This window comes from Pseudoalteromonas sp. ND6B (assembly GCF_000764215.1).
In the GTDB taxonomy this organism is placed as follows: domain Bacteria; phylum Pseudomonadota; class Gammaproteobacteria; order Enterobacterales; family Alteromonadaceae; genus Pseudoalteromonas; species Pseudoalteromonas tetraodonis.
This window is the reverse complement of record NZ_JQFL01000051.1, coordinates 18,790-29,454: the sequence shown is the minus strand read 5'-3', so window position 1 is coordinate 29,454 and position 10,665 is coordinate 18,790. Positions and strand designations below refer to the sequence as shown.

The window sequence follows — 10,665 nt, the reverse complement described above, 5'->3', positions numbered from 1 at the left end:
CGGCAGTAGGATAAAACATAGCACCTAATATAAACATACTTTTATATTGTAAGTGAGAATTTACCTCGCGCATGTTTAGGGTCTAGGTTAGAAGTTAAAGGTTTTAAGCCCGTTCCCCGTTGCTCGCAGCCCGCCCACACTAAGCTAAGCACGGCGCTTAGTTTCTACCTAAAACCAAACACCAAATATATTTATTTCTGAACCAAAGAGGGTACAACCATTCATTGTCACTTTCTCTGTGTGCTCTGCATTCTCTGTGGTAAATAAATTACTTAAAAACTATTACACAAAGAGAAGATAATGGGGGTAAATGAGAAGCCAAAGTGAAGTAACCCCTAGTGCCGAGAACCTAAATCCAGATGAACCACAGAGGGCACAGAGGCGCTTCGCGCTACACAGAGGGAACAACCATTCATTGTCACTTACTCTGTGTGCTTTTCATTCTCTGTGGTAAATAAATTACATAAAAACTATTACACAAAGAGAAGATAATGGGGGTAAATGAGAAGCCAAAGTGAAGTAACCCCTAGTGCCTAGAACCTAAATCCAGAGATCTAATATTTATTTTTTGAACCACAGAGGAACAGAGGAGCTTCGCGCTCCACAGAGGGAAAAACCATTCATTGTCACTTTCTCTGTGTGCTCTGCATTCTCTGTGGTAAATAAATTACTTAAAAACTATTACACAAAGAGAAGATAATGGGGGTAAATGAGAAGCCAAAGTGAAGTAACCCCTAGAACCTAAAGCCAGAGATCTAATATTTATTTTTTGAACCACAGAGGGCACAGAAGCGCTTCGCGCCCCACAGAGGGAACAACCATTGATTGTCACTTCCTCTGTGTACTCAGCATTCTCTGTGGTAAATAAATTACTTAAAAACTATTACACAAAGAGAAGACAATGAGAGTAAATGAGAAGCAAAAGTAAACCCTAGTGCCTAGAACCTAATCCCTGCTCTTTAACTTAAACCACCAAATAAAGTCATCAAGGCAATTAACACTAAGTAAAAAAGTACATTTCGCTTAACCAGTTTGATCATACAGGTGGCTTCAAAGGTGCAACCATAATAGCGCTCTTCAACTTGCTCGGCGGCCAATGCAGTATAAGTAACCACCTTGCGATTAGGGCTTGAAAAGTCAAACACGTAATGAAGCCAACAGCTAGTTCCTTTATTAAAGTTACCAATCACTAGATAGCCAAAACTGGTAATACGCGCTGGGAGCCAATCAAGCCAAAATAGTAAACGGTGGATAAGTTTAAAATGCTTAGCAATAACTTCATCGCGGTTGTCACTCACTAAGTCGGCAAAGGTACGTACTAATGCATAAAAAACAGCACCAGCAACGCCCAATACCACAAACCAAAATATAACCGCGCAATAAAACCTGAAATTAACCCAAGCCAGCGTTTGCCCTAAGGTTTCGCCGCCTTGTTGCTCCTCTGTGCGTTTTTGCCCTAATTGCAAAGCATACAAAGACGCAGCGGTTTGATCCCCTCGGGTCAATGCATTTAAATACGATTTATATAAAGCGCGTTGCTTAGCACAACCAAAACAAACGAGTAACACCGCCACATTAAAAACAAGTTGCCAAAGTGCAAAGTCAGATAAAAAATACACACACCCAACAGCAATCACAGGCAGTAATAGCCAAATTAAAAACCCCGTAGCCGTGCCAAATAACCCTTTATTGGTCAATAAATTAACAGAGCGAGTTAAGTAGCCATTAGCGTAATAACTCATTTGCCAATGCGCAGAGCGAGCACCTAAACGCTCAAGTATCAGTGCTATTATTATTGAAACCAAAATCATGTTGTTACTCGCTTAATTTAGGGTCTGTTGACCTTTGCGGATTATAATTTGTTCAAACTAGGGGCGATTTAATCGCGGCGCGAGGTTTGTAACCTAGTGGGCTAAGTCAAAACCGAGCAACAAAGAGTAAATCGTCCCTAGGCAGAACCCGAAGGGCAGCGCCTGTTTGGTATTGATGCTACGTTATCGCCTATTTATGGGGAATAACCACACCACATAGGCGCTGCCTTGCCTAAATACCAAACAGACTGCTGCAAATTTAACCTTGAAAGGTCAACAGACCCTAGTTATTTAATTAGGTTAAAAAACTTACGCCAGTTAAAACTCGCTCCAGGGTCGGTTTTTCGCCCAGGGGCTATATCGCAATGCCCAACTATATTACTGGCTGTTATTTTTGGATAGCGCTGCATAATAGCCTGCGTCAATGCTGCTAAACTTTGATATTGCGCATCGGTATAGTTAGTTGTATCTGTGCCTTCAAGCTCTATACCTATACTAAAATCATTACAATTTTGTTGCCCAGCAAAGCAAGAGCGCCCCGCATGCCATGCACGTTTTTCAAAAGGCACATACTGTATAACTTCGCCGCAGCGCTTAATAAAACAATGCGCTGACACCTTAATCCCTGCTAAATCAGTAAAGCTAGGGTGCGCATTACAATCAATACACCCCATAAATAAATCATCAACGTGCGGAGTGTTAAACTGCCCTGCGGGCAATGAAATATTATGAATAACCAACAGCGAAATATCGCACTGAGCAGGTCGCTCGTCAAAATGGCTACACGCCCGCTGGTTAATATTATTTATAACGCCTAAAGAATCTATTTTCATACTATTTATTTAAAACTTATGTAGCCCGCTGCCCATAGCCCGTTTCCCGTAGTTCGCAGCGCTCAGGTTAATCAACCAAAATTGATGTATATCAAGATGCTAATAGATTTAACCCTATAAAGATAGCGTAATACTAAACGATAAAATATGATCAACGTGTAAATTAAGCGCTGGCTGATTAGTTTAGTTGTTAGCTGCTTCTATTTAGTAATTAAACAGAGTAAAATTTAGTTAATTTATTATCTATTATGAGCTTTTTCATGTCTATTTCGCATACCCTAATTAGTCAACTTGTTACCTTAGCACTTGATGAAGATCTAAATTACCAAAGCGCTGAACAAGGCGATATTACCGCACAGCTTATTCCTCAAGCAGAGCAAGCCCATGCGAAAGTGATCACCCGTGAAGACTGCATCTTTTGTGGTAAAGACCTAATCATTGAAGTGTTCAAACAAGTCGACCCAAGCGTGGTTGTAAATATATGTGTGAACGATGGCGACTTTGTCAGTGCCAATAGCACTTTATTTACCGCATCAGGTTCTGCTCGCGCTATTTTAACAGCCGAGCGCACCGCACTTAACTTTGTACAAACGCTTTCTGGTACGGCCACAACTACAGCGCACTATGTAAAAGAGTTAAGTGGCACTAGCACGCAACTACTCGATACCCGTAAAACCATTCCAGGGCTTAGAGCGCTGCAAAAGTATGCAGTTAAATGTGGCGGCGGTGCAAACCACCGAATTGGTTTGTTTGATGCGTTTTTAATTAAAGAAAACCACATAGCAGCCTGTGGAGGAATTAATAACGCGGTTACTCAAGCTAAGCTAAATCATGCCGATAAACCTATAGAGGTTGAAGTTGAATCGTTTGATGAGCTAGAGCTAGCCATTAACGCAGGTGCCGACATTATTATGTTAGATAATTTTAATCCTGAGCAAATACGCCAAGCAGTTAGCATTACAAATAAGCGCGCAAAACTTGAAGTGTCGGGCAATATGACCCTAGAAACACTAAAAGCATACTCGCAAGCAGGCGTAGACTTTATCTCAAGTGGTGCGCTTACAAAAAATTTACAATCAATCGATTTATCGATGCGATTTGAGTAAATAATGTAAAAACTATTTATAGTTTCTTGCGCTAATTGATTGACAGCTTTTAAAAAAGGGCATTAAATAATCCAAAAGGACTATTTGTAACAAGTTATTAAATTAATGCGTTTTTTATAAAGTTTTTACATACAAAAGCGCAATAAACAGTGTTAGACTCATTCATATTGACTAGTTTTAAATATTTAATTAGTTAAAAAGAGTGAAAAAGCATTTATAAGGGACAGAGTAAAAATAAGCGATAGGGTTTATTTTTATAATTAGCTTGTAACTTACGCGGGTTATAACTAACTTTTAATAGTTAGGTTTATGCTCAAGTAAGGGACAAATTAACGAATAACCGCCATAAAGTGCGTGTCTTCGCGGAAAAATTTTTACCGCTTAAACACAGCACTAAATTTGGCAAAATGATTTTATTTTTGTAGTAACAGGTTAAGTGAACAACATAAGTTACAGTTTAAAAACTTATACCCGTTTGGCTTACCACAACATTATCCTTTAGGAGAGGAAACATGCAAACAATGACACAACAAAACCAAAAGGGTTTCACCCTAATTGAATTAATGATTGTAGTAGCAATCATCGGTATTTTAGCAGCAGTTGCATTGCCTGCTTACTCTAACTACCAAGCAAGTGCAAAGTTAACAGCTGGTTTAGCTGAAATATCAGCGGGTAAAACAGGTTTTGAGGTTGCTGCAAATTCAGGAACAACACCTACGATAGCAGAAGCAGGCCTTCAAGCTAAAACTGCAAACTGTGATATCACGGTTACAAGTACGACTATAGTTTGTGCGGTTATTAACGCTCCAACTCAAATAGGTACTGCGGCTAAAATGACGTGGACTCGAACATCTACAGGCGCTTGGACATGCGCTACAACAGGTATAACAGCTGCAAATAAAGACTTAGCTCCAAAGAGCTGCCCGCAAGCTTAACCTTGAATATTACTTAAAAAAACGCTCATTAGAGCGTTTTTTTTTACATAAGAATCTCTCTTTTGCAATATACTGACTTATGATTCAAGTTGTAGCAATATAGGTAAATCACTCATGGCAAAAAAGCAGCAAGAAAAAGGCCTTGATACCTTTCAATGGGTAGGTGTAAGCGCTCGAGGTAAGAAGCTTGAGGGCGAGCTTACGGGATCTAGCATTGCACTAGTCAAAGCAAAATTACGCAAGCAAGGCATTACCCCCTCTAAAGTAAAGCGTAAAGCCAAGCCCATATTTGGTATAAAAAGCGTACAAAAAATCACCCCAAAAGATATTGCTTTAGTGACAAGGCAGATAGCCACTATGCTGATGGCGGGTGTACCACTAATTCAGTCAATTGAAATGATAGGCTCAGGCTCCACTAATAAAAGCGTGAGTAAGCTTATGAGTGCTATTGGCGATGAAGTCAAAGCAGGGTTGCCGCTTTCTAACGTACTTAGAAAATACCCTCGCTATTTTGATGAATTATATTGCGATTTAGTGGCCTCTGGTGAGCAATCTGGTGCACTGGATAAAATATTTGACCGCGTTGCGCTATATAAAGAAAAGTCAGAGGCGCTGAAATCAAAAATTAAAAAAGCCATGTTTTATCCAATATCAGTTTTAGTGGTTGCAGGTATTGTAACTTCTATCTTGCTGATATTTGTGGTACCGCAATTTCAGGAGATTTTCAATGGCTTTGGTGCAGAGCTGCCTGCCTTTACCTTATTTGTAATCGCCATTTCCGAGTTCATGCAATCTTATTGGTGGATGATAGTATTAGCTGTGATGGTATTTGGTTACGTATTTAAAGAAGCAAAACTTAGAAGCTTAGCGCTCAGGGATGCGACAGACCGCGCCATACTTAAACTGCCTGTTGTCGGCATGATTTTAAATAAGGCCGCCGTGGCGCGTTATGCACGTACCCTATCGACCACCTTTGCAGCCGGTGTACCGCTGGTAGATGCGCTTGATTCTGCAGCAGGTGCCTCCGGTAATGCAGTTTACCGTTATGCTATTTTGGAAATAAAAGCCGAGGTTAGCTCAGGAAACCAAATGAACTGGGCAATGCGCAACTCTAAAATATTTCCTGATATGGTAGTACAAATGGTCGCCATTGGTGAAGAGTCAGGATCGCTTGATGGCATGCTGGCTAAAGTTGCCACAATTTATGAGCAAGAAGTAGATGACGCAGTAGATGGCCTATCGAGCTTACTTGAGCCGTTAATAATGGCGGTACTCGGTGTATTAGTCGGTGGCTTAATTATTGCCATGTACTTACCTATATTCCAACTAGGTTCAGTTATTTAGCTTCGAACTTCGAACTTCGAGCTTCGAGCTTCGAGTTTCGAGTTTCTAGGCCCGTTGCCCGTTGCCCGTCGCTCGAACCTAACATCCTAAACCCTAACTTTGCACTTATGTAAAACCACTGTATTATCAACCCAGAATTTAGTTTTAGGTAAAATAAATGCAAAGTCTTTTTATTGATATCACCACCGCGATGCAAAACCATTTATGGTTTTACTTAACCACGATTGGCCTAGTGAGTTTATGTATTGGTAGCTTTTTAAATGTGGTGATTTATCGCTTGCCACTAATGATGCAAAAAGAATGGCAAACTGAATGCCGCTTATTACTAGCCGATGATCTAACCAGCCCAAAGACTGAACAGACCACCTCACAAACTACTGACACGTTTAATTTAGTAAAGCCCAACTCATGTTGTCCTAAGTGCAAAGCAGCCATTAAGCCATGGCAAAACATCCCTATATTTAGTTGGTTATTTTTAAAAGGTAAATGTGCAACCTGTGATAACCCAATATCAGTGCGTTACCCAATCGTTGAAGCCATTACCGCTATTTTAAGCCTAGTTGTTGCGTACACTTTTGGCGCAACTGAGCAGGCTTTATTATACATAGTAGTTACTTGGATATTAGTGGCACTAACTTTTATTGATATTGATCACATGTTGCTGCCAGATCAGCTTACTTTACCGCTTTTATGGCTGGCGTTAATCGCCTCAGTTATGGGCTATACCATAACCCCTAGCGATGCCATTATTGGTGCAGCATGTGGTTACTTAAGCTTATGGAGCGTGTTTTGGCTGTTTAAGTTAATAACCGGCAAAGAAGGTATGGGTTATGGCGACTTTAAATTACTGGCGGTGTTTGGCGCACTGCTGGGTTGGCAATCGTTATTGACCATTATTTTACTCTCAAGCGTAGTTGGCGCTGTTATTGGCATTGCCCTACTGAGTATTCAAGGTAAAGACAAAGCAACGCCTATTCCTTTTGGCCCTTACTTAGCAATAGCCGGTTGGATCACTATGCTATGGGGGACGCAACTGCAAAACAGCTATTTTAATTTTATTGGCTATTAACTATGAGCAATACACAACATCATAAAAACAACTGGGTATTGGGCCTAACCGGTGGGATTGGCTGTGGTAAAACCGCAGTTAGCGATATGTTGGCAGAACTAGGTATTACTATTGTGGATGCAGATATAGTGGCTCGCCAAGTGGTTGAACCCAACACTGATGGCCTAAAAGCGATTATTGCGCATTTTGGCAATGATATAATCGATGAACATGGCGCTTTAAATCGCAGCACGCTAAGAGCGCGCATTTTTAGTAACCCTGAGCAAAAAACATGGCTCAATGCCCTGCTGCACCCATTAATACGCACTCAGCTTATTATTGATTTAAAAAACGCGCAAAGCGACTACGTGGTGTTAGTTGCCCCACTATTATTTGAAAATGGGCTTGATCGCTACTGTCATCGTACTTTGCTAATAGATGTTCCCAAAGAGGTGCAAATTGCACGTACTACACAGCGCGACAATATAAGCTCTGAACAAGCAAAACAAATAATTGACGCACAAATGTCTCGTGAGCATAAACAACAAAAAGCGGATGATATTTTAAATAATAACCGCGATTTAAACGATGTAAAACAAGACTTACTTAAGCTACATAATTATTATTTACAGCAAGCTAAGTCTACAATATAAATAAATTAGCCCAATGGCAGCGCCATAAACTGATATTTTATCAGTAAATTGTCTGCTGCATTGGTACGATTAATGTATTCCTTTCTTTTTTCTGATAAATTGCTGACTAAAGAAGGATTAAATCAGGTGCGCAATGAATATTAACTCACCGTTATTAAGAAAATTTATTACCCTCGGCCGGGTTGATACTGATACCGTAAAAACACGGCAGCAAGATTTTGCCTCAACTGCAGAGCTTATCTCTAAATGTGGAAAAATAGACAGTAAAGATTTAGCTGAGCAATGCATTGATTTATTTAGAGTGCCTTTTTTTGATTTAAAAGATTTTAATGTTGCACAAATATCAGCTGAGCTAGTTAAAGAAAAACTGATCCGCAAACACCACATTTTGCCTTTGGTACAAAAAGGCAGAAAAGTGTATATTGCCGCCTCAGATCCTACCGATTATGGTGCCTTCGAAAACTTTGAATTTAGCACGGGTTTATCGTGCGAAGTAGTTGTGGTTGACTACGTCCAGCTCGATAACAAAATTGAGCAATTACTCGATGCCACTGGCAGTTTAAATTTAAGTGAAGACGAATTTAAAGAGTTCGCTGAACTCGATTCTGAGCAGCACAAAGAACACACTCCTAAAGACGATGACAAAGACGACGCCCCAATAATTGTCTACATTAATAAAATTTTAATGGATGCAATAAAAAAAGGCGCCTCAGATTTACACTTTGAACCTTATGAACACAAATACCGTATTCGCTTTCGCATTGATGGTATTTTGCACGAAGTAGCCAGCCCGCCAAATACATTGGCCAGTAAGCTATCGGCGCGAATAAAAGTAATGTCGCGACTGGATATTGCAGAAAAGCGTAAACCACAAGATGGCCGTATTAAGCTTAAGATAACAGAGCGTAAAAGCATTGATTTTCGTGTTAGTACCATGCCAACTTTGTGGGGCGAAAAAATTGTAATGCGTATTCTTGATTCATCCAGTGCCATGCTAGGTATTGATGTATTAGGCTATGAACCCGAGCAGAAAAAACTATACCTCGATGCACTTGAGCAACCGCAAGGAATGATTTTGGTTACCGGCCCAACTGGTTCAGGTAAAACGGTTTCTTTGTATACGGGCTTAAATATACTCAATCAGCCGGAGCGGAATATTAGTACCGCCGAAGATCCGGTAGAAATTAACCTCGAAGGGGTTAACCAAGTACAAATAAATACTAAAGCAGATATGACTTTTGCTAATGCACTGCGGGCGTTTTTACGTCAAGATCCCGATGTGGTGATGGTGGGTGAAATACGTGATTTAGAAACTGCAGAAATATCAATTAAAGCGGCGCAAACAGGTCACTTGGTGCTGTCAACACTGCATACCAACTCAGCGCCAGAAACGATTACTCGTTTGTTAAATATGGGTGTACCCGCGTATAATGTGGCCAGTTCTATTAGTTTAATTATAGCTCAGCGTTTAGCCCGAAGGTTATGCTCTAAATGTAAAACACCAGAGCAGTTACCTCGCGAAGAGCTTATACGCCAAGGCTTTAGTGAACAACAAATTCAAGACATGGTTTTATACGCACCTAAAGGCTGTGAAAACTGTACCGATGGCTACAAAGGCCGTGTTGGTATTTACGAAGTAATGAAAATTACGCCTGAAATAGCGCAAATTATAATGCGCGGCGGTAACTCATTAGAAATTGCTGAGGTATCACTTAAAGCAGGATATAACAATTTGCGTTTATCGGGTATTCGTAAAGCCGCAGAGGGTGTGACCTCACTTGCTGAGATTAATCGTGTCACTAGTTTTTAAATAGAAAGCTTAGCCGTTTATTATAAATTGAGTCGCAAAGCCTATATTAATGTGAGAGTAAATTATGCCAACAGTGGTTAACTGCCCAACCTGTAAAGCAAAAGTAGAATGGTCAGCACAAAGTCCGAATCGCCCTTTTTGTTCAAAACGTTGCCAACTTATTGATTTAGGTGAATGGTCGTTTGAAAATAATAAAATTTCAGCGCCGATTACATCTGCAGATGAGTTCAGCCAAGACATGATTGAAGATATTGAAGCAATGATGGCAAAAAACGAAGATGACTTTTTTAAGTGATTTTTAAAGGTTCGAGGTTCGAGGTTCGAGGTTCGAGGTTCGAGAAATTTAAAAACCTTGCAGTTAACATAGCAAGGTTTTTTATACCTGTAGCAGCGGTTTACCCCGCGTCAGTATTAGGTTTTAGGTCATTTATCTACCACAGAGGCGCAGAGCACACAGAGAAAGTGACAATAAATGATCTTCTCTCTGTGTAGCGCAAAGCGCCTCTGCTCCCTCTGTGGTTCAAAATATTCTGTAGATACAAGGCGGGGCTTCGGGTTGCGGACCTCGCCCCTCGAACCTCGAACCTCGAACCTAGCCCTTCTGCCTGCGGCGCTGCTGTATTTTAGCTAACTTTTCTTTTTGCTCAGCGTTAAGCAGTTGCATTACTTGATGCTGGGTTTTCAATTTAATTAATCCCAATTGCTGCTTCTTATCTTGGCGTGCGGTTAATAACTCTTTCGCTGCATTTTCGTCAAAGTTTGGCGCTGACAATAACGCATCCATCTGCGCTTTATAAGCTTGGCGCTGTGCCTTACGCGCGTCTTTATTTTGGCTTCTTAGTGCTTTAATTTGCGTTTTTTGCGCTGTAAAAATCGCTTTTAGTTGTGTTTGTTGATCTTCAGTAAGCGCCAGTTTATCTGCTGCTCGCTCAGAGAGTAAAAAGCGTGCTTGAGAGTGGCCTTGTTTATGGCCATCACCTTTTGCAAGTGCGCTGCCCGCACTGAGCGTTGCTACTGTTAAGCCACATATAAGTACTAATTTTGATAGCGTGTTTATCTTAGTCATAATCATCACCTTAATATTGAGTTGGTTGTTGGCTGCTAGCCAGTGTGTTCACTATAACC

General features: G+C 40.5%; 10 protein-coding genes. 7 read left to right on the top strand and 3 right to left on the bottom strand.

Features of this window, described 5'->3' with window-relative positions; translation table 11 throughout:
- Nucleotides 1-959 precede the first annotated feature (959 nt).
- Both ampE and ampD read right to left on the bottom strand, forming a co-directional pair.
- Nucleotides 960-1,811, bottom strand: a complete 852-nt coding sequence (gene ampE, locus ND6B_RS07590) for a beta-lactamase regulator AmpE (RefSeq protein WP_033103693.1) — start codon at nucleotides 1,809-1,811, stop codon at nucleotides 960-962.
- A gap of 287 nt (nucleotides 1,812-2,098) precedes the next feature.
- Entirely contained in the window at nucleotides 2,099-2,644 is a 546-nt protein-coding gene (gene ampD, locus ND6B_RS07595) for a 1,6-anhydro-N-acetylmuramyl-L-alanine amidase AmpD (protein WP_013465932.1), read from the bottom strand.
- Nucleotides 2,645-2,904: 260 nt separating this feature from the next.
- On the opposite strand from ampD, the gene nadC reads away from it, so the two are divergent.
- From nadC to yacG, 7 genes are all read left to right on the top strand, one after another.
- A complete protein-coding gene (gene nadC / locus ND6B_RS07600; RefSeq protein WP_013465933.1) occupies nucleotides 2,905-3,750 on the top strand; it encodes a carboxylating nicotinate-nucleotide diphosphorylase in 846 nt (281 codons plus the stop codon).
- Between the two features lie 512 nt (nucleotides 3,751-4,262).
- Nucleotides 4,263-4,685 (top strand): pilin, encoded by a 423-nt coding sequence (locus tag ND6B_RS07605; RefSeq protein WP_013465934.1) that lies wholly within the window; start codon nucleotides 4,263-4,265, stop codon nucleotides 4,683-4,685.
- Between the two features lie 114 nt (nucleotides 4,686-4,799).
- Nucleotides 4,800-6,029: a type II secretion system F family protein gene (locus ND6B_RS07610; protein WP_033103692.1), complete on the top strand. Its 1,230-nt coding sequence runs from the start codon at nucleotides 4,800-4,802 to the stop codon at nucleotides 6,027-6,029.
- A 157-nt stretch (nucleotides 6,030-6,186) separates the two neighbouring features.
- The gene (locus ND6B_RS07615) at nucleotides 6,187-7,098 is read left to right on the top strand and encodes a prepilin peptidase (RefSeq protein WP_033103691.1); all 912 of its coding nucleotides are present in this window, start codon (nucleotides 6,187-6,189) and stop codon (nucleotides 7,096-7,098) included.
- 2 nt (nucleotides 7,099-7,100) lie between these two features.
- Nucleotides 7,101-7,730: a dephospho-CoA kinase gene (gene coaE / locus ND6B_RS07620; RefSeq protein ID WP_033103690.1), complete on the top strand. Its 630-nt coding sequence runs from the start codon at nucleotides 7,101-7,103 to the stop codon at nucleotides 7,728-7,730.
- Between the two features lie 133 nt (nucleotides 7,731-7,863).
- Nucleotides 7,864-9,540, top strand: coding sequence for a type IV-A pilus assembly ATPase PilB (gene pilB / locus ND6B_RS07625; RefSeq protein ID WP_024601729.1), 1,677 nt, complete (start codon nucleotides 7,864-7,866; stop codon nucleotides 9,538-9,540).
- A 64-nt stretch (nucleotides 9,541-9,604) separates the two neighbouring features.
- Nucleotides 9,605-9,835: a DNA gyrase inhibitor YacG gene (gene yacG / locus ND6B_RS07630; RefSeq protein ID WP_024601728.1), complete on the top strand. Its 231-nt coding sequence runs from the start codon at nucleotides 9,605-9,607 to the stop codon at nucleotides 9,833-9,835.
- A gap of 297 nt (nucleotides 9,836-10,132) precedes the next feature.
- Here yacG and ND6B_RS07635 read toward each other — a convergent pair whose 3' ends face one another.
- Nucleotides 10,133-10,606 (bottom strand): Spy/CpxP family protein refolding chaperone, encoded by a 474-nt coding sequence (locus ND6B_RS07635; protein ID WP_033103689.1) that lies wholly within the window; start codon nucleotides 10,604-10,606, stop codon nucleotides 10,133-10,135.
- Between the last annotated feature and the right edge of the window lie 59 nt (nucleotides 10,607-10,665).

Coding starts and splice junctions, on each gene's coding strand:
- ampD (WP_013465932.1), bottom strand. CDS start 2,644: ATGAAAATAGATTCTTTAGGCGTTATAAATAATATTAACCAGCGGGCG.
- ND6B_RS07605 (WP_013465934.1), top strand. CDS start 4,263: ATGCAAACAATGACACAACAAAACCAAAAGGGTTTCACCCTAATTGAA.
- ampE (WP_033103693.1), bottom strand. CDS start 1,811: ATGATTTTGGTTTCAATAATAATAGCACTGATACTTGAGCGTTTAGGT.
- coaE (WP_033103690.1), top strand. CDS start 7,101: ATGAGCAATACACAACATCATAAAAACAACTGGGTATTGGGCCTAACC.
- ND6B_RS07610 (WP_033103692.1), top strand. CDS start 4,800: ATGGCAAAAAAGCAGCAAGAAAAAGGCCTTGATACCTTTCAATGGGTA.
- yacG (WP_024601728.1), top strand. CDS start 9,605: ATGCCAACAGTGGTTAACTGCCCAACCTGTAAAGCAAAAGTAGAATGG.
- ND6B_RS07615 (WP_033103691.1), top strand. CDS start 6,187: ATGCAAAGTCTTTTTATTGATATCACCACCGCGATGCAAAACCATTTA.
- ND6B_RS07635 (WP_033103689.1), bottom strand. CDS start 10,606: ATGACTAAGATAAACACGCTATCAAAATTAGTACTTATATGTGGCTTA.
- pilB (WP_024601729.1), top strand. CDS start 7,864: ATGAATATTAACTCACCGTTATTAAGAAAATTTATTACCCTCGGCCGG.
- nadC (WP_013465933.1), top strand. CDS start 2,905: ATGTCTATTTCGCATACCCTAATTAGTCAACTTGTTACCTTAGCACTT.